Here is a 25,161-nt window from a genome sequence, read left to right as displayed (position 1 = left end):
ATGCTACTAATCAAAAATGGTCGTGTAATGGATCCCAAGTCTGGTTTAGACCAAGTGTGTGATGTCTTAGTTCAAGATGGGAAAATTATCAAAATTGCGCCTGAGATCAAGGAAGAAGGAGCAGAAATAATTGATGCTAGTGGTCTAGTAGTTGCTCCTGGCTTGGTCGATATTCATGTTCATTTCCGTGAACCTGGTCAAACCCACAAGGAGGATATTCACACAGGTGCCCTTGCAGCCGCTGCAGGTGGTTTTACTACTGTCGTTATGATGGCTAATACCAGTCCAACTATCTCGGATATAGAGACTTTAAAAGAAGTTCTGGATTCAGCTGCTAAGGAAAAGATTAATGTTAAGACGGTTGCGACCATTACTAAAAACTTTAATGGCCAAGACTTGACTGACTTTAAGGCGCTTTTGGAAGCAGGTGCCGTTGGTTTTTCTGATGACGGTATTCCGCTTGAGAGCAGTAAAGTTGTCAAGGAAGCCATGGAGGAAGCTAAAAAGCTTAATACCTTTATTAGTCTTCATGAGGAAGATCCAGGTTTGAATGGGATTCTTGGGTTTAACGAAAATATCGCTAAAGAACATTTCCATATCTGCGGTGCGACTGGGGTGGCTGAGTACGCTATGATGGCGCGTGATGTCATGATTGCCTATGCAACTAAGGCTCATGTCCATATTCAGCATTTGTCTAAGGAAGAAAGTGTCAAAGTAGTTGAGTTTGCTCAAGGGCTAGGCGCGCAAGTCACAGCAGAAGTAGCGCCACAGCATTTCTCTAAGACAGAAGCACTTCTTTTGACACAAGGTAGCAATGCTAAGATGAATCCACCGCTTCGTTTGGAATCAGACCGTCGTGCCGTGATTGAAGGTCTCAAGTCAGGTGTCATCACAGTTATCGCGACTGACCACGCGCCTCATCATGCAGATGAGAAAAATGTCGAAGATATTACCAAAGCGCCATCTGGTATGACTGGCTTAGAAACATCTCTATCTCTTGGATTGACTTATTTGGTCGAAGCTGGTGAGTTAAGCTTGATGGAATTACTCGAAAAAATGACATACAACCCGTCCAAGCTTTACAACTTTGAAGCAGGTTACTTGGCTGAGAATGGCCCAGCGGACATCACTATTTTTGATGTTAAGGCTGACCGTCTTGTGGACTCCCATTTTGCTTCAAAAGCAGCTAATTCACCATTCATCGGTGAAACCTTAAAAGGGCAGGTTAAATACACCATCTGTAAGGGACAAATCGTCTATCAAAACTAGGTGGGAGTCTGCTCTGTAAACAAAAAGAATAGAGAGCTTATATGTACCAAACCCATCATTTTAAAGATAAGTTTATCTTATTTTTAAAGATATTTTTCCCTATCCTGATTTATCAATTTGCCAATTATTCTGCATCCTTTGTTGATACGACTATGACAGGTCAATACAATACTATGGACTTGGCTGGTGTATCTATGGCAACCAGTATCTGGAATCCTTTCTTTACCTTCCTAACAGGGATTGTATCGGCCTTGGTGCCCATCATTGGTCACCATCTTGGTCGAGGCAAAAAGGAAGAGGTTGCGTCTGATTTTTACCAGTTCATCTATCTGGCCTTGGGTCTATCTGTGGTCTTGCTGGGGATGGTGCTTTTCTTGGCACCACCAATCTTGAATCATATTGGACTAGAAGCACCGGTGGCGGCAGTAGCGGTTCGCTATCTCTGGTTTTTATCTATCGGAATTATCCCCTTGTTGCTTTTTAGTGTCATTCGTTCCTTGCTGGATTCGCTGGGCTTGACCAAACTGTCCATGTACCTCATGCTTTTGTTACTTCCTCTCAATAGCGGATTTAACTATCTCTTGATTTACGGAGCCTTTGGTGTTCCAGAACTGGGAGGGGCTGGTGCTGGTTTAGGAACATCCTTGGCCTACTGGGTCTTGCTTGGAATTTCTGTTCTGGTTTTATTTAAACAGGAGAAGCTCAAAGCCTTACACCTTGAGAAACGAATTCCACTTAATATGGATAAAATTAAGGAAGGAGTTCGCTTAGGTCTGCCTATTGGGGGAACTGTCTTTGCGGAAGTGGCTATCTTTTCCGTGGTTGGCTTGATTATGGCTAAGTTCTCGTCCTTGATTATCGCTAGTCACCAGTCAGCCATGAATTTTTCATCTCTCATGTACGCCTTTCCTATGAGTATCTCATCAGCTATGGCTATTGTCGTTTCCTATGAAGTAGGAGCCAAGCGATTTGATGATGCTAAAACCTATATTTGTCTAGGAAGATGGACAGCCCTCATTTTTGCAGGATTCACCTTATCCTTTCTTTACATTTTTAGGGGAAATGTGGCTAATCTTTATGGGAACGACTCAGAATTTATCGATTTGACAGCTCGCTTTTTGACTTATAGTCTTTTCTTCCAGTTAGCAGATACCTTTGCGGCACCGCTACAGGGAATTTTGCGGGGTTATAAGGATACAGTGATTCCTTTTTACCTTGGTTTGGTCGGCTATTGGGGGGTGACACTCCCAGTGGCTATGCTATTTGATTCCCTAACAGATTTTGGAGCTTATTCATACTGGATCGGTTTGATTATTAGTCTAATTGTGAGTGGGGCGCTCTACCGTTGGCGTTTAACTGTGATTATGAAGAGATTTGAATCTTTAGCAAAATCCAAACGATAAAAAGTTTGTGAAAAAATATTATTGATAAGAAAATCCCTTGTTTCCATGGGGTTTTCTTTTTTATCTTGTGAAATTTTTTTAGAAAAACTTTGACAGTATTTGTCAAAAACGGTAAAATAGTAAGGTAAGAAGAAAGTTAGAAAGGCAAGAAGATGTCAACTTTAGATAAAAATCTTTTGCTAGAGATGTTCCGTAAGATGGAAGAAATCCGTCGTATGGACTTAAAAATTGCGCAATTAGTAAAGAAAGGGAAAGTGCCAGGAATGACGCACTTTTCTGTTGGAGAAGAGGCAGCTAATGTGGGTGCTATGTTAGCTCTCAACCCAGACGATTTGATCACATCAAACCACCGTGGTCACGGGCAAGCTATTGCCAAAGGAATTGACCTCAATGGAATGATGGCTGAAATCCTCGGTAAATACACTGGAACCTGTAAAGGTAAAGGTGGTTCTATGCATATTGCCGATCTTGATGCTGGGAACCTTGGTGCCAATGGTATCGTAGGTGGTGGTATGGGCATCGCTGTCGGTGCAGCTCTTAGTCAGCAAATGCAACATACTGGAAAAATCGTTGTCTGCTTCTTTGGAGATGGTGCGACCAACGAAGGTGTCTTCCACGAAGCAGTGAACATGGCTTCTATCTGGAAACTGCCAGTCATTTTCTATTGCATTAACAACGGTTATGGAATCTCTGCGGATATCAAGAAAATGACCAATGTAGAACATATTCATCAACGTAGCGCCGCTTATGGAATTCCTGGAATGTTCATCGAAGATGGAAACAATGTTATCGATGTCTATGAAGGATTTAAGAAAGCTGTAGATCATGTTCGTGGTGGTAATGGCCCTGTCTTGATCGAAAGTGTCACTTATCGCTGGCTTGGTCACTCATCATCTGACCCTGGTAAATATCGTACGCGTGAAGAAGTGGAATTGTGGAAACAAAAAGACCCAATCGAAAACCTCCGCAAGTACCTTATTGAAAATAACATTGCAAGTGCCGAAGAATTGGAAGAAATCCAAGCGCAAGTAAAGGAAGCAGTAGAAACTTCTGTTAAATTTGCAGAGGAAAGTTCATTCCCACCGCTTGAATCAGCATTTGAAGATATTTACGCAGACTAAGGAGAAAGAGATAAAATGGAAACAAAAACAATGTCCTTCCGTGACACCATTATCCTTGCTATGTCTGAGGAAATGCGTCGCGATGAAAATGTATTCTTGATGGGAGAAGATGTAGGTGTCTTCGGAGGAGACTTCGGAACTTCTGTCGGAATGCTTGAAGAATTTGGTCCAGAACGTGTCCGTGACTGTCCGATTTCTGAAGCTGCCATCTCGGGAGCAGCAGCAGGAGCAGCCATGACAGGACTTCGTCCAATCGTCGATATGACCTTCATGGACTTTTCTGTTATTGCCATGGACAATATCGTCAACCAAGCTGCTAAAACACGTTACATGTTTGGTGGTAAAGGTCAGGTTCCAATGACTGTTCGATGCGCTGCTGGTAATGGAGTTGGTTCTGCAGCCCAGCACTCGCAATCACTAGAGTCTTGGTTTACTCATATTCCTGGACTTAAGGTTGTGGCTCCAGGTACACCTGCTGACATGAAAGGACTGCTCAAGTCTTCTATCCGTGATAACAACCCTGTTATCATTCTTGAGTACAAGTCAGAATTTAACCAAAAAGGGGAAGTACCAGTTGATCCAGACTACACGATTCCACTTGGAGTCGGCGAAATCAAACGCGAAGGAACGGATGTAACAGTTGTTACTTATGGGAAAATGCTTCGCCGTGTGGTTCAAGCTGCTGAAGAATTAGCACAAGAAGGAATTTCTGTTGAGATTGTTGACCCACGCACCCTTGTTCCGCTTGATAAGGATATCATCATTAACTCAGTTAAGAAGACTGGTAAGGTTGTTCTGGTTAACGATGCCCATAAAACAAGTGGCTATATCGGTGAAATTTCAGCTATTATTTCAGAATCAGAAGCATTTGACTATCTAGATGCACCAATCCGTCGTTGTGCAGGAGAAGATGTGCCAATGCCTTACGCGCAAAACCTAGAAAATGCAATGATTCCAACAGTTGAAAGCATCAAAGATGCCATCCGTAAAACATATAACAAAGAATAGAATTACATAAGATAAGTTATGTAAAATAACGGTTGTTTTTAACTTTAGTAACTCGAGATATGTATTGTACCCAAGTTATTTGCAAATTTGCGACATGAGTGAGTCGAATCGATAATATTCGACGAACGACTTAGTAAGTCTACTAGGTTAACCGCCTAATAGCGGCAACCGTAGCAACTTGAGATACATGTTGTATCCAAGTTGCTTGTAGAGTTGAATTCGGACGGAGGTCTGCGAAAAAAAGATAGATTTCCTTGTGTTCATCGAACACATCGTCAATCTCCTATTTTTTCATTTCCCTCTGCGTCCTTAATATTTAGTATAGAATTGGAGAGGTCATGGCTGATGACAAGCTAAGAGCGACTCCTGCAGCTAGAAAGTTAGCGGATGATTTAGGGATCAACCTCTACGACATTTCTGGCTCAGGTGCAAACGGTCGTGTCCACAAAGAAGACGTGGAAACTTATAAAGACACAAACGTGGTTCGCATTTCGCCACTTGCAAAACGAATTGCCCTCGAACATAACATTGCTTGGCAGGAAATCCAAGGAACTGGTCATCGTGGTAAAATCATGAAGAAGGATGTTTTGGCCTTGCTTCCTGAAAATATTGAAAACGACACCATCAAGTCTCCTGCTCAGATTGAAAAAGTGGAAGAAGTTCCTGATAACGTAACACCATACGGTGAAATCGAGCGTATTCCAATGACACCAATGCGTAAGGTTATTGCCCAACGTATGGTTGAATCTTACTTAACTGCGCCAACCTTCACCCTCAACTATGAAGTTGATATGACTGAAATGTTGGCTCTTCGTAAGAAGGTTCTTGAGCCAATCATGGAAGCAACTGGGAAGAAGACTACTGTAACAGACCTTCTTTCACTTGCTGTTGTGAAAACCTTGATGAAGCATCCTTATATCAACGCTTCATTGACAGAAGATGGCAAGACCATTATCACTCACAACTATGTCAATCTTGCCATGGCAGTTGGGATGGATAATGGATTGATGACACCTGTTGTTTACAATGCTGAGAAGATGAGTCTTTCAGAACTGGTTGTAGCCTTCAAGGATGTCATCGGTCGTACCTTGGATGGCAAATTGGCTCCAAGTGAACTTCAAAATTCAACCTTCACAATCAGTAATTTGGGAATGTTTGGCGTTCAGTCCTTTGGTCCGATCATCAACCAACCCAACTCAGCTATCCTTGGTGTGAGCTCGACAATTGAGAAACCAGCTGTCGTCAATGGTGAAATTGTGATTCGCCCAATCATGAGTCTTGGTTTAACAATTGACCACCGTGTCGTAGATGGTATGGCTGGTGCTAAGTTTATGAAAGACTTGAAAGAATTGATTGAAAATCCAATCTCAATGTTGATTTAAGAACAAGAGTATTCATTTTAAAAATATAGATAAAGGAAGGAAGACATGGCCTTAGAAGTAATTATGCCAAAAGCCGGCGTGGATATGACAGAAGGACAAATCGTCCAATGGAATAAAAAAGTCGGAGAATTTGTAAAAGAAGGAGAAATCCTTTTGGAAATCATGACTGATAAAGTCAGCATGGAATTGGAAGCAGAAGAAGATGGGTACTTGATTGCTATCCTTAAAGGGGACGGTGAAACAGTCCCTGTAACGGAAGTTATCGGTTACCTTGGCGAAGAAGGGGAAAATATCCCAACAGCTGGAGCCGCAGCGCCAGAAGCTAGCCCAGCACCTGCAGCAAGTGCCTCAAACGATGATGGTAAGAGCGATGATGCTTTTGATATCGTTGTGATTGGTGGAGGTCCTGCTGGTTATGTGGCAGCCATCAAAGCTGCCCAACTCGGTGGTAAGGTTGCCCTTGTTGAGAAATCTGAACTCGGTGGAACCTGCTTGAACCGTGGATGTATCCCAACCAAGACCTACCTTCATAATGCTGAAATCATCGAGAATATCGGTCATGCCGCAAACCGTGGTATCGTAATCGAAAATCCAAACTTCACTGTAGATATGGATAAACTCCTTGAAACCAAGTCTAAGGTTGTTAATACCTTGGTTGGTGGAGTTGCTGGTCTTCTTCGTAGCTACGGAGTTACTGTTCATAAAGGAATTGGTACCATTACTAAAGACAAGAACGTCTTGGTAAATGGCTCTGAATTGCTTGAAACCAAGAAAATCATTCTTGCTGGTGGTTCAAAAGTCAGCAAAATCAACGTTCCTGGTATGGAATCTCCACTCGTGATGACAAGTGACGACATTCTTGAAATGAACGAAGTGCCAGAAAGCCTTGTCATCATTGGTGGTGGAGTTGTCGGTACCGAACTCGGTCAGGCCTTCATGACATTTGGCTCAAAAGTAACTGTTATCGAAATGATGGACCGTATCGTGCCAGCTATGGATGCAGAAGTGTCTAAGAACCTTCGCTTGATCCTTGAGCGTAAAGGAATGACCATCTTGACTGGTACTAAACTGCAAGAAATCATCGAAGAAAATGGTCAACTTCGTATCAAGGTTGAAGGAAAAGATGATATCATCGCAAGCAAAGCTCTCCTTTCAATCGGTCGTGTGCCAGACCTTGAAGGTATTGGAGAGGTTGAGTTTGAATTGGACCGTGGACGCATCAAGGTCAACGAATACATGGAAACTTCTGTTCCAGGTATCTATGCACCAGGTGATATCAACGGTACTAAGATGTTGGCGCACGCAGCCTTCCGCATGGGTGAAGTTGCTGCTGAAAATGCTCTTAAAGGAAATCATGCTGTTGCCAAATTGAATCTGACTCCTGCAGCTATCTACACTCTTCCTGAAGTAGCAGCAGTAGGTTTGACTGAAGAACAAGCTCGTGAGAAATACGATGTTGCCATCGGTAAATTCAACTTTGCTGCCAACGGTCGTGCTATTGCCTCAGATGCAGCTCAAGGTTTCGTTAAAGTCATCGCAGATAAGAAATACGGGGAAATCCTTGGTGTACACATCATCGGTCCTGCAGCTGCAGAATTGATCAACGAGGCATCAAGCATCATCGAAATGGAAATCACTGTTGAAGAAATGTTGAAGACTATCCACGGACACCCAACTTACTCTGAAGTGATGTACGAAGCATTTGCGGATGTTCTAGGAATGGCTATCCATTCACCTAAGAAAAAATAAAACGAAGATAGAATAGACTGGAAAATATCTTTCCAGTCTCTATCGTATAAAGGGATATCATGAAATATATTATCAATCATTCAAACGACACTGCCTTTAATATTGCCTTGGAAGAATACGCCTTTAAACACCTTTTGGATGAGGATCAAATCTTCCTACTTTGGATTAACAAACCATCTATCATTGTTGGTCGTCACCAGAATACCATCGAAGAAATCAACCGTGATTATGTTCGAGAAAATGGTATTGAGGTGGTCCGCCGTATCAGTGGTGGTGGAGCTGTTTACCACGATTTAAACAATCTCAACTACACGATTATCTCAAAAGAAGATGAAAACAAGGCTTTTGACTTTAAGAGCTTCTCAACTCCAGTTATCAATACTTTGGCTCAACTTGGGGTTAAAGCTGAGTTCACAGGTCGTAATGACTTAGAAATTGACGGCAAGAAATTCTGTGGCAATGCCCAAGCCTATATCAACGGTCGTATCATGCACCACGGTTGCTTGCTCTTTGACGTTGATTTGTCAGTCCTTGATAACGCCCTCAAGGTTTCAAAAGATAAATTTGAATCAAAAGGTGTGAAATCCGTCCGTGCTCGTGTAACCAATATTGTCAATGAACTACCAGAAAAAATCACAGTCGAAGAATTCCGTGACTTACTCTTGGAATACATGAAAAAAGAGTATCCAGAGATGACAGAATACGTTTTTTCTGAGGAAGAATTAGCTGAAATCAATCACATCAAGGATACTAAGTTTGGTACTTGGGACTGGAACTATGGTAAATCACCTGAATTTAACGTCCGTCGTGGGACAAAATTCACCAGTGGTAAGGTTGAAGTCTTTGCTAACGTTACTGAATCAAAAATCCAAGACATCAAGATTTATGGTGACTTCTTTGGTATTGAAGACGTTGCTGCAGTAGAAGATGTCCTTCGTGGGGTAAAATATGAACGCGAAGATGTCCTCAAAGCGCTAGAAACCATTGATATCACACGCTACTTTGCTGGTATTAGCCGTGAAGAAATCGCTGAAGCGGTAGTTGGATAAATCAAAAAGAAGTTGGTTGTAGGACCAGCTTCTTTTTTTGATATGTATTTACATAATTTAAAATACGTAAAATCATAAACTATCTAGAGCATTTTTTTGTTCATCGTTGACGATATGGGTATAGAGGTCAGTGACTTGTGTGCTGGCATGTCCTAGCTGGTGACTGACCAAAACTTGCGATTTAGTGGCATCATAGAGCCTGGTTGCTAGGGTATGTCGTAGTTTATGGGGTGTTACACGGACTTTGAAGTCCTCAGAGTACTTAGCAACCATTTTCTCAACGCTGGAAGCATCGATACGATTAGGAACTCCTCTGTAGAGAGTCAAAAAAAGGGCTGTATCTGTTTTTTCCGTCTTATAGCGTTGATTTCGAATGGCCAAATAATTCTCTAAATAAGGCTTAGCAAAGGCAGCGACATTGACCGAGTCACGTTTACCCCCTTTTCGAGTGACATCAATAACCATCATTTTGAGATTGAGATCTCTTAGATCCAGATTAACAGCTTCAGATAAGCGGACACCAGACGCCAATAGAAGGGCAATAATGGCCAAATCACGTTCTTTATTTTTGTTGAATGATGAGAGAGCGCGATTTGAAAGTTGTTGTGGATACTCTTGGTCAATATAAGTTAGGAAACCTTCTGTTTCATCACCTAAAAAGAGTTTTTGCTTGATGTTTTCAGCTCTGGCAGCAAGCGTTTCTTTCTTTTTTTTGGTTGAAACTTTTTTCATTACATTACGATAAAAATAAGGTTCCCCCTGATCGTTTTCAACCTCCTCGGTTAGATACTTATAAAGACTGGAAAGAGCTGACAAGGTTCGATTGATAGTTGTCTGTGAAACTCCTTGTTTGGTTGTATTAGCATTCAGCAAAGGACGTTCACGTAAATAAAGGATAAAAGATTCCATGTCTTTCTTAGACATATTTTCCAAGACAGATAAAGGAATATCAGACATTTTATCAGCATTTGAAATGTCAGACTCTAAAACCCAGCTGAAAAATCGATCGTATTCCTTGAGATATTCGTACAAGGTTGTAAAACTGTAAGGTACAGCTAGCTTAGATTGATAGTATTCCAGAACATACCAGGGCATGATTTGTTTTAGTTTGTCTATTCGTTCCAGTAAAATCTCACGTTTCATGTATTTTCTCCATAAATAAGTCTACTAGTAGTATAGCATAGACTTATTTATTTTTCAAGAAAATTATAGTTTTTCGGAAAGATGTTATGGCAGTTTTTCAAAAGTGAGAACAACAAAAAAAATAGATTTTATAACTAAAAAAAATTTTTTTCGTTCAAAATTGTCTAAAATGTACATTATTAAAGTGAAAAATGAAATAGTCAACAGAATAAAGAAAATAATAAAGAACTCACCCACTAAACTTCTGTTAATACTACATAACTGAAGAGCTATATAAGGAGCTATGAGATACAAAATACATTGTATAATTGCTATTGTTTTCTTTTTCATGATTTTAATCTTACTGTAAAGATTTGATACAGTAAACTCCTTTCTAGCTTTATGCATTATCATTTCTAACTTAATTATAGTCTTATTTTCAACAAAGTTCAATTACTTGTATGTGAAATCGCTTTACAGAAAAAAATAACCGATCTCATTGCTGAGAATCGGTTTTCTAATATATTTAATTAAAAAATTTATTTTTACATAACATAAATTATGTAAAAACTCCTATAACAACAAATCTTTGACTTTCCCAATTTCACTTTTTGGAATCACCAGGTGAATCATATCCCCCAGATACATTCTGGTTGAACCGTTAACGGTTTGGCTTTTTCCATTATGAACTTGGGTTGTGATAAGGACATTGTGTGGTAAATTGAGTTCGTGTACTTGTTTCCCAGCAATTTTGTCTGATACAGGAATTTCAATAAGGGTAACTTCTCCTTCATCTGATGCTTCTTCAGGCAGCATTTTTTCCAACATAGCCTCATAGACTGGTGCACCCTTGAGTAGATCCATTATGATGTAGGCAATCAAGGTCACTAATCCAAGTGGCATGAGATTGCGAATATCTCCTACCATTTCAGTTACGAGTATCATGGCGGTTAAGGGAGCCTTGGATATTGCTCCAAAATAGCCACTCATTCCCAGAATGACAAATATAGGGAATTGCTCTTGACTGACAAGTCCAAGATTGACACAAATGACACCAACTAGGGCTCCAAGTAAGGAGCCAAGCGCCAAAATGGGTAGGAAAATACCTCCTGGAAGGCCACTTCCATAACTAATCATGCTCCAAACAAAACGAATCAAAAAGTAAGCTAAAAGAACTTGAAAACTAAAATCTTGCTCAGTCAGGGAAAGAACCAGTTGATTTCCACCACCAAGGATTTGTGGCAAGAAGATGCCGACTGGTATGATGAGAATAAAGGCAAAGATTGGATAATATGCTCTATCCAAATGGATTTTTTGACCAAGCCAATCATAAACTCGACCAACATTGAGCACAGCTTTCTCATAGAGAAAACCAGATAGTCCAAGAAAAACTCCCATAAGGAGATAAATCCAATACTGGTCTAGAGTCATGAGTGGAATGTTGTCTGGCATATCCAGTACGGGTGTTAGGCCAAATATGAGCAGAGAAACAAAGTTTGCTACGAGACTAGCTGCGAGAGTAGATACCCAGAAAAAGCGTGAAAAATGGTGATAAACTTCTTCTACCACAAAGAGAAGTCCTGCAATTGGTGCATTAAAGGCTGCGGCTAATCCTGCAGCTGCACCACTAGCAATCAGGGAGCGTTCCTCTACTGGACTGGATTTGAGCCATTTTGCAATTCCTTTACCACCAACCGCTCCAAGTTGAATACTGGGTCCTTCACGCCCCAGCATAAGGCCACTTGCAATAGCAAGAATTCCTAGGATATATTTTTTCCAAAGAACGCCCCACCAGTTGAGGGTCATGAGGCCTTTCAGTTCGGCTTCGACTTGAGGAATTCCTGAGCCTTTGATATCTTTTTCTGATCGAGTTAATTTCGCACTGAGCCAACAAACTATTAAATAAAATAGAGCAATGATAAAAAGATTGCGCACTAGATGCGCTTGATCTTGATAAAGTCCTTGTATCAGGTGGAAGCCTTTTTCGATTAAGAAACGAAAGGATCCAACTATAATTCCAACAACGAGACCAACAATGATTCCTCGTCCAACTTGGGATAATATGGTGCTTGAGGCAAAGGCAAATTCTTTCTTGGAGCTGAGTGTTTCTGACTGTTCCTCCATAATCATTCCTTCTAACTTAACTTTCTTTTTTACCTGCAACCAGTGATTTAACGGGTTCAAAGCTGGTTCGGTGAATTGGGGTAACTCCTAGTTTTTCGAGTCCTTCCAGGTGTTTAGCTGTTCCATATCCTGCATTAGCAGCGAAATCATAGCCAGGAAATTGCTGGTCGTATTCCTTCATCAATTCATCACGTGTCACCTTAGCTACTATAGATGCTGCTGCGATCGAGAGGGAATTGGCATCTCCTTTGATGATAGATGTTTGTGAAATTGGTAAATCCAGTTTCATGGCATCTATCAAAAGGTGCTCAGGTTGCGGACGAAGCTGGGAGATTGCTTCCTTCATGGCCAGTTTGGTTGCTTCATAGATATTGACTTGGTCGATGACCTGATTATCCATGATACCAATGCCGATTGACAAGGCTTGGTCCTGAATGGCTTGGAAAATCTCCAGATGTTTCTTTTTAGGAATTTTCTTGCTGTCGTTGAGACCTCTAATCTTACAATTTTTAGGTAAGATAACGGCTGCAGCAACTACTGGCCCAGCCAGAGGACCTCGACCAACCTCATCAACACCTGCTATCAAAGTAAATCCTTGCTTGTAAAGTTCTTTTTCGTAGGAAAGCATGGATTCCAAACGAAGATCCTCATCCAATTCTGCCTGAATAGCTTTTGTACGCTTGCTGATTTCCTTTTGAACTCCAGAGCGATTATCCTTTTCAAGCTCTAAAAAAATAGGGCTTTCTAACTCCTTGACCGTAGCAAGGAGTTCTTTGATTTCTTTAATCGTCGCCATCGAGGTCTTCCAAGGTATCTAAGGTATAGTTACCGAGTTTGCCGTCGCGGACTTCCTTCACGAAGAGACTGTAGAAACGGTCATAGTCATCACGGAAACCGAGGGCGCGGGTCATATCCATAATAATAACAGGCGCTTCTTCTTCAATTTTCATTTGTTTGAAGCGTTCAGCCAACTTTTCTGGATAATGTTCTTTGAAATAATTGAGACCAAAAATAGTTACCTCATCCATAGGAAGCAACTGGTCTTTAATAGCTCCAGTCAAGGCTAACTTAAGCGCTACAGTTTCATCCTCAAACTTAGGCCAGAGAATCCCCGGTGTATCCAAGATTTCCAGGTCTTTATTGGTTTTGAGCCATTGTTGCCCTTTGGTCACACCTGGTTTGTTACCGACAACGGCAATTTTCTTACCAGCTAAACGATTCATGAGAGTAGATTTACCAGCATTTGGAATCCCTATAATCATGGTACGCAAGGTTTCAATCTTGATACCACGTTCTTTCTGACGTGTAATCTTATCCGCCATGAGTTTTTTTGCCGCATCTGTTACAACTTTTACAGTCACTTGCTCTTTGGAGTTGATTGCCAAAGTCTGGATTCCTTTTGATTCAAAATACTGACGCCATTCCTTGGTCATTGCTGGGTCAGCCAAATCCACCTTGTTTAAAATCAAGAGTTTTGGTTTATTACCAACAATCTTGGTCAACATAGGATTTTGACTAGATAAAGGTAAACGTGCATCCACCAAAATCGTCACAAAATCTACAAATTTTAAATTTTCCTGAACCTGTCGACGAGCTTTAGACATGTGACCAGGAAACCATTGAATAGTAGCCATAATATATCTCCTTCGGATTGAAAAAATTGTAAAAACGTTTTCTTTCTTATCCTCTATTCTATCATAAATTAGTCTTTTTTGCATAAGCTTTTGTTTGTAATAGCTACTTTTTAAAGGAAGACTGATTTCAACCCCACTTAATTTATATATTAACTTTATATAAAATTCTAAGACTTATATATTTAGTTTTAGATGAGTATTCGAGATAAAAATGGGACTATGCAATTTGTTAGAATCCCTTCTATCCAGCATTCCTGTGCTGATGAGAGATGTTCTGCCTGGAGGCTTTCTTTTATAAAATCTCGAACTTGTTCTGGTGCGATTTCAAACTCAAAGGCTTTCATTTTATAGAAAAAGTCAATAAGATGATCTGACAGATATTCGGTTGAAAAGGGAACTTCTCCACTTTTTCGATATTCTAATAAGAGCCTAGAAAATCGAGCTTTTTCTTCAGGAAGCTCACGAAAATAGGAATTGAGGAGCCAGGTCTGCTTCTGCTTTCTTTCAATTGGATCCTGACTAGCAATTCGTTGGTCTTTTTCCAGCTCTTTTTGGTATTGTTTGGCCTTGATAGCCCGTTCTGTTCTATTTTTACCAAAAAGTATTTTCTCCCACTTACGTTCTTCTTGAGTTAGGGTTTCTGTAAAGCCAAAGTAATCTTGATAAGCGCGCTCTGCTGGGCCCATGGCTAGGACCAGATTGTCTGCATATTGCTTGGCGATTTTATCTCTCTTTTTGCGCTCTTTCTCTGCTTGGATTCGGAGTTCTTGCTCGTAGTCAATTTTCTCCTTGCCTAGCTTGACAAGGTAGAGTTGGTCATCCGGTTTGCCAAGTAAAAAGGGTTTGATACACTTTTCAAGGACTTCTTCCATCCGAGCCTTCTTCTTAGGCTCTGCCTTGGTCCAACTTCCTCCCTGAAAGACTTCTAGGAAAAGCTGGTAGTCTCTCTCAGGCGCAAATTGATTGCCACGATTGGGTTTGAAAACACCTTTTTCCCAGAGCCATTTTAGAAGTCGCTCGTCAAAGTCACTTTTATTGACCTTGATTTTTTCCTTTTTCTGAGCTTTTCTGGTTAGATTTTCAACCTTTCTTAGCAGTTTTTCTTCCTCTTCCAGTTGCTGGTCAAGAGACAATCGATGAAAATGACGAACGCAGTCGCTACCTATAGGAAATAGTCGTTGACCAGTCACTCCGTTAAAGAGTTCGTAGGCGTATTTGATGGCATTTCCACAGACACAATTGCTACGGCCGATACCGTTAAAAATCAAGGAAACTTCATTCCATTCCTTGGTAGCTTGTTCCCAAGTATCAGCTTTTGAAGCCTGTAAAACCGCATCATGCAGGGATTTTCTAACTGGAAGTGTCATGAGGTCTCCTTTCTAGATTATACTTTTACAACTTGAACCTCGTCTTTACCGAGTAAAATCAAGTATTTGTCAATATTTTCAATCGAATAGGCTCGAGATAAAGCCTCTCCGTATAGGGCTAACTGACCACGATAACGGTCTATGAGTTGACTTGGTTCATCATAGCGGTCTGTCTTATAGTCGAACAGAACAATTCTGTCCTCGTAAAGCAGATAGCCATCAAGGATACCACGGACAACAAAGTCTTCCTGACTCTTTTGGTCTCGTTTGAGCATGGAGAAAGGTTGCTCGCGATAGAGATGGTCGGTATTAGCAAGAATTTCCTGACCGAGAGCTGTGTCAAAGAATGCAAGAATTTTCGAAAGATTGATCTTGTCCCTGACACCTGGGCTGGTTTGAACTTGTTTGAGAGTTTCTGTCAGGCTAGCAAGGGTTGGTCGCTGACTGAGGTCAATTCTCTGCATCAGTTCGTGGGTAGCACTACCAATCTCAGCTCCTGTTACCTTTTCTTTGGTTGAAAAATCTGGCAAATCAAAGTTGATTTTCTTGTCTACTGACTGGCCTTGACCTGCAATCTCAACACCCTCCATATCCATAACAGGTTCGTAGAATTTCTTGATTTGACTTGGGGTTTGAACACTTGGCAATTCAATAGCTGCGCGGTGAAGAGTATTATAGACTTCCACCTCTTTTAGCATTTGAAGGGCGTCTTTGATGGTTTCTGACTGACGATTGTCTGCTTGGGAGCTATCTTGGAGAGGGCTCTTGTTTTCCAACTGACCAATAGCTTCTCTAGTCAGCTGATCTTCACCAACAAAACGATAGCTAAAGTTGAGATTATCCTTGGTAAATACTTTACTGATAGCCCACATCCAATCTTGGAAATTCCTTGCTTGTAGTCTTGTTTTACTATTTAGTTTCCCATTTTTAGCTGCTGGGTATTCCTTGGATTCCAGCTTTTCACGAGAACCCTTGCCGACAAGATAGAGCTTTTTCTCAGCCCTCGTCATGGCAACATACAGCAGACGCATCTGCTCTGAATAGCTTGCCAGCTGTAATTCCTCTTCATTCTGTATATAAGTTAGGCTAGGAATGGAGAGTTTGATGGTTTTAGGATAGTGAGCTTCCACTGCTCCTGTCTCCATCTTGGCAATGTATTTGACACCTAGTCCATTTTTACGGCTGAGAATGACTTCTGACATGCTGTCTTGCTTGTTAAAATCCTGATCCATATTGAGGATAAAGACGTAAGGAAACTCCAGCCCCTTACTCTTGTGAATGGTCATGAGTTCTACAGCATCCTTAGGCGGTGCAACTGCCACGCTTGCAAGATCGTGCTGGGCTTCTAAAACTTGGTCAATCATACGGATAAAACGAGACAAGCCCTTGAAATTGCTCTTTTCAAACTGGTCAGCACGCAGTGCTAGGGCATAGAGATTGGCCTGTCTAGCAGGACCATTTGGCAAAGCTCCAACATAATCGTAGTAAAAACGGTCATTATAAATCTTCCAAATCAGGTCATAGAGGGAGTGGTTTTTGGCATACAAGCGCCAAGAAGCCAAGATATCCATGAATTGATTTAGTTTTTCAGCTAGTGCTGAGTGGATCAATTTTTTCTGGCTTGTTCCCATTTTTTGTGCATTGACCAGTTTTTCATAGAGATTTTCTTGGATTTTATACTCTGCTTTCTGAAGAGACAAACGTGCTAACTCATCCTCGTCAAAACCAAACATTGGAGACTTCATAAGGGCAACCAAGGCATAGTCTTGAAGAGGATTATGAATGACACGAAGGGTGTCTAGCATGACTTGCACTTCTAGGGATTGGAGATAATTGTTTTGCTCACCGTCTGTTTTAACAGGAATCCCGTACTCAGACAGGGCGAGGAGAATCTGGTCATTACGACTGCGACTGGAGGTCAGAAGGGCAATTTCTTTAAAGGCAACACCTTTTTCCTGATGAAGTTTCAGAATCTCCTTGATAACCAGGCGCATTTCGCCTGTTAGTTTCGTTTCTGTTTGACTCTCTTCTTCCTCACCTGTATCGTCCTTGTCGTAGATGAGAAATTCTGCCTTGTTGTCTGGATTGGGAGTCAGCTTGGTATTGGCAAAAACAAGTTGGTGCATGCTGTCATAGTTGATTTCGCCGACCTCTTGGTCCATAAGGCGTTCAAAAACATCATTGGTTGCTGACAGAACTTCTGAACTGCTACGGAAATTTTCCTTGAGGAGAATGAGCTTTCCTTCTTGGAAATCTTGCGCATAGCGTTGGAATTTCTCATTGAAAATCTGCGGATCTGCCTGACGGAAACGATAGATGGACTGCTTGATATCCCCCACCATAAAGCGATTGTGACCATTAGACAGCAATTCCAACATCCGTTCTTGAATATGGTTGGTATCCTGATACTCATCGACCATGACTTCATGGAAGCGCTCCTGATAAGCCTCACGAACTTGCGGGAAATTCTCTAAAATCTCAATGGTGTAATGGCTGATATCAGCGAATTCAAAGGCGTTTTCCTGACGCTTACGTTCACGATAAGCCTCCACAAAATCACTCATGAAGGTTTGGCAAGTCTTAGCTAGTTCCCAGGTATCTCCATGATAACGTTCTTGATAGTCGAGAATGGTTATCTGGTCTGACAGTTGTCCTAGTTTAGCAAACTGGGTCTTTCTCTCTTCGTTGTAGGCATCGGCCAGTGGCTTCAAATCAGCCTTACGACTGGCATTAGTCAGAGCTCGACCGTTTTTCTCTTTCGAAATGGCGACAACACGCGCAAGCACTGCTTGATAAGCCTGACTATCGGACTCCTGATTTAAGGAGCCAATTTCATCTAAAATCAACTGAACATTTTCTAGATAAGCAGCCTTTGGAAACTCCTTGGCATCATTATCCAAATGGTAACGGAAGAAACTTTCCAAGTCCCAAAGGGTTTGCTGGATTTGTTGGGTCAGTTTGTCTTTTTCACTGGTAAAATCAGCTTTTTCAAAGCCTTCGAGGAAAGATTCTCTCAGCCATTTCTGAGGATTGCTGGTAGATTGGAGGAAATCATAGATTTTATAGACCTGCTGGCGCAGACCTCTTTCATCTTTTCCACGTCCAGCAAAGTTTTTCAGCAAATGACTAAAGGTCTTTTTCTGTTTACCTTGGTAATGGGCTTCAAAGACCTCGTGAAAGACTTCGTTTTTTAGAAGGAGTTGCTCGCTCTGGTTTTGTAAAATACGGAAATTAGGAGCAACATCAAGTAGATAACCGTGTTTGCTAAGGAACTTTTGTGTAAATGAGTCCATGGTACCGATGGCAGCGTTGGGTAGGTCTGCCAACTGGCGACCCAAGTGTTGTTTGAGGTCAACATCGCTACTTTCTTGGATTTGTTGGCTGATTTTTTTTTCCAAACGTTCTTTAAGCTCTGTGGCAGCCTTAACGGTAAAGGTTGAGATAAAGAGTTGACTGATTTCCACTCCACGCGCTAATTGATCTAGAATGCGCTCTGCCATGACAAAGGTTTTACCAGAACCAGCCGACGCTGAGACAAGGATATTTTGACCAGAAGTGTAGATGGCTTCGATTTGCTCGGCAGTTTTCTTTTGTTCCTTGCTCGAATTTGCTTCTACTTCTTGCAGTTTTTGAATCTCCTCCTCAGTTAAAAAGGGAATAGGCTTCATCGATTCAACTCCTCTCTTATTTTTTCAAACCAGGCTTGCTTGAGTTTTTCTCCGACCAAACGCTTGCCATCAGCCAAGTCCAACTTCTCTAGGAAACGGGCTTGGCCCAAGTGGTAATTGGCTTCAAATCCTGTGATGGCTTGATGTTGCTGAACATACGGTGCAATACTTCTGCCATTTTCAGTATAAGGGTTAATGGCGAACTGACCTGCTAAAATCTTCTCAGCCGCTTTTTTATAAAGTTGGGCATTGTAGTCCAGTAGGAGCTGGAATTCCTCATCTGTCAGCTGGTTGGCCTTGTTTTTATTGTAAAATTCGCCCAAATGACTGCTTTCTTTTTCTAAAAAGAGGCCTTGGTATTTCATTGACTTGCTAGCTTCTACTACTGCACCTGCCAGACTTTTAACAGCCATCAGAGATTGAACAGGTTCAACCATTTCCAAGTACATGGCACCAAAAAAGTTCTGCTCCCCTTCTCTTTTTAAGGCAGCTAGATAGGTTGGTAACTGGGAATTGAGCCCATTAAAGAAATGAGGAAACTGGAACTGAGTCAGACTAGATTTGTAGTCTACTACTCCTATCGCTCCATCAGCTTTCAATCGGTCAATGCGGTCAACCTTGCCTCGTACAAAGACACTGCGACCATTGTCCAATTGAATAAAGGCTTGGTCTTTGCCGCCAAAATTCGCTTCCTCTTTGATGGTTTCGATGGCTGGGTTGTGTCGGAGAATATGTCCAGTCGTCCGTGCAACATCAAGCAAAACTTCCTTGGTAAACTGGGCTTCCAAACTTTCTTGATAAATGGCTTCAAATTCGCGTTCTTGACTGGTTTCTTGGATAGCTTGTTCTAGATGTTTGTCAAAGGAGTCTTCATCAGATAACTGCAAGGCACGTTCAAAAATGCGGTGCAAGAAATTTCCGTGACTGCGGGCATCAGGACGTAGACGTAATTCCTCTTGCAAGCCTAAAACGTAGCGGAGGAAATAACTGTATTGGTTTCGGTAAAACTCCGTCAAACCAGACGTAGACAGGTAAAATTCCTTGTCAGCTGGATAGAGAGCCTGTAAGGTATCCTTGGTCAACTGCTTACTGCTTGGACTGATTGGGAGGGCTGGATTTTCCAGACCTTGCTGTTCTAGTTTTTTACCCATCACACGCGCCAGAACCTTGACAAAGGTCAAATCTTGCTCAGTCTCACTCATCTCGCCCTGCTGGTGATAGGTAACCAGACTGGACAAAAGACTGTGATAGGACCCCATATCTTCCTTAGACATCCCTTTGTGATTCATCCTCTTCTCTTTCCGACTAAATCCAAAATGGACTAGCTCCTGAAGATAGGTTGACTCCTTGCTTTCACTCTCATTAAAAAGGCTTGGAGCTGACAAAACCAACTGCTTACGTGCAGAATTGACCAAGGAAATCATAGTATAGCGATTTTTCTTGAGATTTTCACTGCTGGCAATCAGCAATTGCGCTTCCTCTTCAGTCGCTTGGTTTAAGCTTTGTCTTTCTTCATCTGTCAAAAGGCTAGTATTTTGCGCGATTTTTGGTAAATTGTCTTGAGTCAGCCCAATGGCATAGACAAAGTCAGCAGTCAGTGGTGCAATCAAATCGTAACTCTGCACCAGAACGGTGTCCACTGTCGCTGGAATGGTACGGTACTGAGATAGACTCATCCCAGAATGAAGCAAGGCTAGGAAGTCCTCCAGACTAACTTGTGAACCAGCAAAAACAGTCGCAAATTGTTCTAAAACATGACAGAATGCCTTCCAAACTTCAGCTTGTCTTTCCTGTTCAAGAGTTTCCATAGTGGCTGTCAAATCTTGCAACTGCTTGGTCACCGCTCCTTCTTTTAGAAAGACCTTCCACTTTTGCAAGAGATTTTCAGCCTTCTGCTTTCGGCTGGCAAATAGGGTTTCAAGAGGGGCTAAAATACGCAGACGAAGAGTATTCAAACGAACTAAATCAAATTTTCCATGATGGGATTTTGTGAAGGTTTGCTGAAAGGCTGGCAAGCCATTGATACCAAGATAGCGGATATATTGCTCAAATGCGTCAATATCTGACTGACTAAGGTCGGTATACAAACCTGTTCTAAGAAGGTTTATCAAATCCTCCTGACGGAAACGGTAGCGTTTTAAAGCCAAAATAGACTCGACAAACTGTGTCAAAGGGTGGTGGGCCATGGATTCGTTTTTGCCTAGATAGAAAGGAATCTGATACTGGTCAAAAATAGTTTTTAGAGATAATTGATAAGAAACTACATCCCCCAATAGAATACGAAAATTCTTGTAGCTCAGGTCTGAGTTCTCATGCAATTTCTGACGGATGCTACGGGCTACTAGCTCCAACTCCTCCTTTTGCGTCAAACAAGACCAGATTTGTAAGTTTTCACGGTCTTTCTCATCAACATCCAAAGCGAGTTCTGAAAAGTCATAAGAAGACTCCAGTAAACGAGAGGCCTTGCCAAAACTATCCATCTGCTCATGAGTTTGAGAACAATCCAGAGCAGACGTTTGGTATTTAGAGGCTAGATGATGGAGAAACTCCACACTGGCTTGGTATAGATTGCCCTCGCTAAAAGGACTGGTATAGGCTTTCTTACTAGCATAAGCACCAATGACAATCTCAACACCCTTGCCATGAAGTAGGTCCACAATTCGCTCTTCCTCAGCAGAAAAACGGGTAAATCCATCAATAACCAAGGCAATTTGAGTAAAATCACTACTTACCTTGTCATTCTCAATAGCCTCAATCAAATGCGACAACTGACTTCCCTGAGCTAACTTCCCTTGATTGAGATAGGCCGTTACTTTCTCAAAAATCAAGAGCAAGTCTGCTCGCTTGTCCTCATCCGTCAAACTTTCCAAGTCTAAAAAACTCATCTGAGCAGTCGTCATCTCGTGATACAGCTCAATCAACTGCTGGATAAACTGAGGATCTTGCTTAATCGCACCATAAACACGTAAGTCCTTAGGATCGAGTTCCGCAAGGCACTTATAAAAGGCCATCCCAAGACCGATATCATCAAGACTGGTTTTAGCAGGCAAGTCATTCAAGACCAGATAACGAGCCATCTGAGCAAAGCGCGTGACGGTAATCGCAAAAGAAGCCTGCTGGGACAAGCATTCCAGCACGGCGCGTTCCTTTTCAAATGAAAGAGAGTTGGGGGCGATGTAGAAGACTCGCTTGCCAGCAGCAACTAGCTCCTCCGACTCTCTAGTTAGAATTTCTGTCAAAGAAGTCCGAATATCAGTATAAAGTAATTTCATCTCTGCCTCGTTTGCTTTATCAAAGTTTCTTACTCTATTATAGCAAAGTTCGCTTCACAGTCCAAATCCAAAATTCTAGTTGACAATCATTTAACTAGCAAATCAATCATACTTCATCATCCACTTTCATATGTTGAAAAATAAGGAGGAAAAAGTCTTTGGAAACTTCAAAATGTCCATAACGAAGTCGAGAAGTATAGTCTCTCCATTCAGGATGTTGTCTGGCTATTTCTATGGAACAATCTTGGACTGGTAGATAATACTCGACATTTCGTCTAAAGGGAAAGAATCCTTCAAATTGCTCTACTTGATAGGCTTTGTCATCTATAATTTTACCTACGGCCACAAAAACCTGTAACTTATCTTGACCATTCATATCGTATTTTGGACTATAGTATAAAAGATAGTCACCTTTTTTCATACGATTTAAGGGGCCGCCCTTTCCATGACAGACCTGACAAAAATTTCCCTCAACTCCTCTTAAAACATGGTTCTTTGAAACAACTCCGACCCAATATCTAGGCATTTTTATCCTCCAACTCTACTAAAAAGCGATTAAAAACTTCTCTATCGTTAGATAGTTTTTCAAAAAATTCTTCATCAACACCTTCTACTAAAGGTAAAGCTTGATTGACCTTCTCCGCACCAGAATTCGTCACTGAGACAAGTTTTGCCCGACTATCCTTTGGGTGTTGATCGCGTCTAATGTAGTCTTTCTTCTCCAGTAGTCTAACAATCTGGGAAACCGTCATGACATCCATACCAGTGAACCGAGCGATATCAACTTGCGTTACATATTCCTCTCTATTAGACAAAAACAAGAGCGAAGTTAAAACGATAAATTGGGGCAAAGTGAGGCCAACTGATTTCAAGACTCTTTTCAAATTGCTTTCCCACTTGTTGTAGACTTTGATGAAAAGAAGACCTGTAGACTCTGTTTCATCATTTTTGTAAATTGAATTAAAGTGATACTTTGACATTATTTCTCCTTAAATATTAAGTGTACATATTATATAAGATTTTATTTTCTTTTTCAAGAAAAAGAAAGTCGAATGTTACTATTCTGTCAGACATTTCATAGTCTATATGCTATAATAATACCAAAAGATAAAGAAGGAAGTCTTATGATTAAACTGCTAGCCTTGGATATGGACGGCACCCTCCTCAATGAAGCCAAGGAAATCCCACAAGCCCACATCACTGCTATTCACCAAGCTATTGAAAAAGGTGTCAAACTGGTTCTCTGTACGGGCCGCCCGCTTTTCGGTGTCCTCCCCTACTATAAAAAATTGGGACTTGATCTCCAGAATGAGTATGTGATTGTTAACAATGGTTGTTCAACTCACCAGACCAGTGATTGGAGTTTGGTTGATTGGCAAGAACTCAGTCCTGCTGACATTGACTACCTTTTTAAACTAGCTGAAAAGAGTGAGGTTCAGTTGACTCTTTTTGATGAGGAACATTATTTTGTCCTCGGTGGTAAGCCTAATGAAATCATTCAAAATGATGCCAAACTAGTCTTTTCAGACCTGACTGAAATTTCCCTTGAGGAAGCGACTAGTGGCAAGTTTCGTATGTTCCAAGGAATGTTTTTGGGAACAAAAGAGCAAACAGATGATTTTGAGCAGCGTTTTGCTGAGGAACTCTGTCAACGATTTAGCGGAGTTCGTTCGCAGCCTGTTATCTATGAAGCCATGCCACTTGGAACGACAAAGGCTACTGCTCTTTCTCGACTAGCTGATATTTTGAATATTGAGCCTTCAGAAATTATGGCTATGGGCGATGCTAATAACGATATCGAAATGCTCCAGTTTGCAGGACTTGGGATTGCTATGGGAAATGCCAGCGATTATGTCAAATCCCTAGCTGATGATGTTACAGCCAGCAACGAAGAAGACGGCGTTGCGAGTGCGATTGAAAAATATATTTTATAGTAAAGAAGCCCAGTTCATGTCAACTGGGTTTTGATATTTAAGAATTCCTAAAACTTTAGAAACTCTTTAGAAATGCTTGAGCTTTCTTTGATTTCTATGCTTTATACTAGAGTTATCAAAATAAATCAAAAGGAGAGAATCATGAAAACAGTACTTGACATTCATGGATTGTCCAAAAACTTTGACAAACAAGCTATCCTTCAGGATCTTCATCTAAAGATAAGAGAGGGAGATATTTATGGACTTATTGGGAAGAATGGAGCTGGGAAGACTACCTTAATAAAAATCATTACGCAACTACTGTTTGCAGATAAAGGAACTGTTTCCCTCTTTTCTAGTCAATCGGAAAATGAGTGGACCAAGGCTCTATCTCGAGTAGGTTCAGTGATAGAATCACCTGTAGCTCATAATCACTTAACAGCCTATCAAAACCTGAAATATTACTGTATGATTCGTCATATTCCAAATGCTGATCAAGTCATTCGAGAAACGCTGGACTATGTAGGTTTGTCAGATACAGGTAAAAAAGTCTTTCGTGATTTCTCGCTAGGAATGAAACAAAGACTTGGTATCGCCATTGCCCTTCTATCTAAACCAGACTTCCTAATCTTAGATGAACCTATCAACGGTCTCGACCCAATCGGTATCAAAGAATTTCGTCTGATGATTCAACGGCTCAATCAAGAAAAAGGAATCACCATTCTTATCTCTAGCCATATCTTGTCAGAACTCTATCTTTTAGCCAATCGTTTTGGTATTTTAGATCAAGGCAAGATTATCCGTGAAATCAGCAAAGCTGAATTTGAAACACTAAGTGAGGATTATATTGTTCTTAAGACAGCTGATAAAGAGAAAGCTTGCCAAGTATTGAAAGAACAAATCCAGCTCCAGTTCAAGGTTGTCAATCCTGAGAATGAAATCCACATCTTTGGTCAGGAACAAGATGTCAAGCAGATTCTTAAGGAATTAACCTTGGCAGATGTTGCCATTGACGAGATTTACTATGCCCGTCAAAACCTAGAAGAATACTTCACTCAATTGGTCGAATAGGAGGAAAAT

Annotated in this window: 18 protein-coding genes; 9 read left to right on the top strand and 9 right to left on the bottom strand. The window is 41.1% G+C overall.

The annotated features are described in order from the left end of the window. From M1G12_RS01435 to M1G12_RS01405, 7 genes are all read left to right on the top strand, one after another. Window positions 1–1,269 carry a dihydroorotase gene (locus M1G12_RS01435; RefSeq protein WP_247949275.1) on the top strand — a complete coding sequence of 423 codons (1,269 nt, stop codon included), beginning with the start codon at window positions 1–3 and terminating at the stop codon, window positions 1,267–1,269. Window positions 1,270–1,310: 41 nt separating this feature from the next. Further along, on the top strand, window positions 1,311–2,672 hold the full coding sequence (pdrM, locus tag M1G12_RS01430; RefSeq protein WP_247949274.1) for an MATE family efflux transporter: 1,362 nt from the start codon (window positions 1,311–1,313) through the stop codon (window positions 2,670–2,672). A 152-nt stretch (window positions 2,673–2,824) separates the two neighbouring features. After that, on the top strand, window positions 2,825–3,793 hold the full coding sequence (locus M1G12_RS01425) for a thiamine pyrophosphate-dependent dehydrogenase E1 component subunit alpha (protein WP_247949273.1): 969 nt from the start codon (window positions 2,825–2,827) through the stop codon (window positions 3,791–3,793). Window positions 3,794–3,808: 15 nt separating this feature from the next. Next, window positions 3,809–4,801, top strand: coding sequence for an alpha-ketoacid dehydrogenase subunit beta (locus M1G12_RS01420; protein WP_237446881.1), 993 nt, complete (start codon window positions 3,809–3,811; stop codon window positions 4,799–4,801). A gap of 338 nt (window positions 4,802–5,139) precedes the next feature. Continuing rightward, a complete protein-coding gene (locus tag M1G12_RS01415; RefSeq protein WP_247949272.1) occupies window positions 5,140–6,183 on the top strand; it encodes a dihydrolipoamide acetyltransferase in 1,044 nt (347 codons plus the stop codon). Between the two features lie 45 nt (window positions 6,184–6,228). Continuing rightward, window positions 6,229–7,932 carry a dihydrolipoyl dehydrogenase gene (gene lpdA / locus M1G12_RS01410; RefSeq protein WP_247949271.1) on the top strand — a complete coding sequence of 568 codons (1,704 nt, stop codon included), beginning with the start codon at window positions 6,229–6,231 and terminating at the stop codon, window positions 7,930–7,932. Window positions 7,933–7,991: 59 nt separating this feature from the next. After that, on the top strand, window positions 7,992–8,981 hold the full coding sequence (locus M1G12_RS01405) for a lipoate--protein ligase (protein WP_247949270.1): 990 nt from the start codon (window positions 7,992–7,994) through the stop codon (window positions 8,979–8,981). A 72-nt stretch (window positions 8,982–9,053) separates the two neighbouring features. Here the strand turns inward: M1G12_RS01405 and xerS are convergent, their stop codons facing one another. From xerS to M1G12_RS01360, 9 genes are all read right to left on the bottom strand, one after another. Next, window positions 9,054–10,124: a tyrosine recombinase XerS gene (gene xerS / locus M1G12_RS01400; RefSeq protein WP_000817852.1), complete on the bottom strand. Its 1,071-nt coding sequence runs from the start codon at window positions 10,122–10,124 to the stop codon at window positions 9,054–9,056. Window positions 10,125–10,676: 552 nt separating this feature from the next. Next, on the bottom strand, window positions 10,677–12,227 hold the full coding sequence (locus tag M1G12_RS01395) for a ClC family H(+)/Cl(-) exchange transporter (RefSeq protein ID WP_084928527.1): 1,551 nt from the start codon (window positions 12,225–12,227) through the stop codon (window positions 10,677–10,679). 16 nt (window positions 12,228–12,243) lie between these two features. Then, window positions 12,244–13,023 carry a ribonuclease HII gene (locus M1G12_RS01390; RefSeq protein ID WP_084928526.1) on the bottom strand — a complete coding sequence of 260 codons (780 nt, stop codon included), beginning with the start codon at window positions 13,021–13,023 and terminating at the stop codon, window positions 12,244–12,246. Beyond that, the gene (gene ylqF, locus M1G12_RS01385; protein ID WP_084928525.1) at window positions 13,010–13,861 is read right to left on the bottom strand and encodes a ribosome biogenesis GTPase YlqF; all 852 of its coding nucleotides are present in this window, start codon (window positions 13,859–13,861) and stop codon (window positions 13,010–13,012) included. The genes M1G12_RS01390 and ylqF overlap by 14 nt, the downstream gene beginning before the upstream one ends. A 188-nt stretch (window positions 13,862–14,049) precedes the next feature. Then, a complete protein-coding gene (locus M1G12_RS01380) occupies window positions 14,050–15,228 on the bottom strand; it encodes a hypothetical protein (protein WP_000174770.1) in 1,179 nt (392 codons plus the stop codon). Window positions 15,229–15,245: 17 nt separating this feature from the next. Further along, a complete protein-coding gene (gene addA, locus M1G12_RS01375) occupies window positions 15,246–18,896 on the bottom strand; it encodes a helicase-exonuclease AddAB subunit AddA (protein ID WP_247949269.1) in 3,651 nt (1,216 codons plus the stop codon). Beyond that, window positions 18,893–22,168, bottom strand: a complete 3,276-nt coding sequence (gene rexB, locus M1G12_RS01370; RefSeq protein ID WP_247949268.1) for an ATP-dependent nuclease subunit B — start codon at window positions 22,166–22,168, stop codon at window positions 18,893–18,895. Before rexB ends, addA begins: the two co-directional genes overlap by 4 nt. Before the next feature lie 106 nt (window positions 22,169–22,274). After that, on the bottom strand, window positions 22,275–22,694 hold the full coding sequence (locus M1G12_RS01365; protein ID WP_247949267.1) for an EVE domain-containing protein: 420 nt from the start codon (window positions 22,692–22,694) through the stop codon (window positions 22,275–22,277). Further along, on the bottom strand, window positions 22,687–23,148 hold the full coding sequence (locus M1G12_RS01360; protein ID WP_000049667.1) for a MarR family winged helix-turn-helix transcriptional regulator: 462 nt from the start codon (window positions 23,146–23,148) through the stop codon (window positions 22,687–22,689). Before M1G12_RS01360 ends, M1G12_RS01365 begins: the two co-directional genes overlap by 8 nt. A 144-nt stretch (window positions 23,149–23,292) precedes the next feature. Between M1G12_RS01360 and M1G12_RS01355 the strand changes: the two genes are divergently transcribed. Continuing rightward, window positions 23,293–24,102 carry a Cof-type HAD-IIB family hydrolase gene (locus M1G12_RS01355; RefSeq protein ID WP_247941999.1) on the top strand — a complete coding sequence of 270 codons (810 nt, stop codon included), beginning with the start codon at window positions 23,293–23,295 and terminating at the stop codon, window positions 24,100–24,102. A 141-nt stretch (window positions 24,103–24,243) separates the two neighbouring features. Then, window positions 24,244–25,152, top strand: coding sequence for an ATP-binding cassette domain-containing protein (locus tag M1G12_RS01350; RefSeq protein ID WP_247941998.1), 909 nt, complete (start codon window positions 24,244–24,246; stop codon window positions 25,150–25,152). Window positions 25,153–25,161 lie beyond the last annotated feature (9 nt).

Source organism: Streptococcus mitis (assembly GCF_023110375.1).
GTDB lineage: Bacteria > Bacillota > Bacilli > Lactobacillales > Streptococcaceae > Streptococcus > Streptococcus mitis_CI.
The sequence above is the reverse complement of the archived record's forward strand: the minus strand, read 5'-3'. Positions and strand labels throughout refer to the sequence as shown.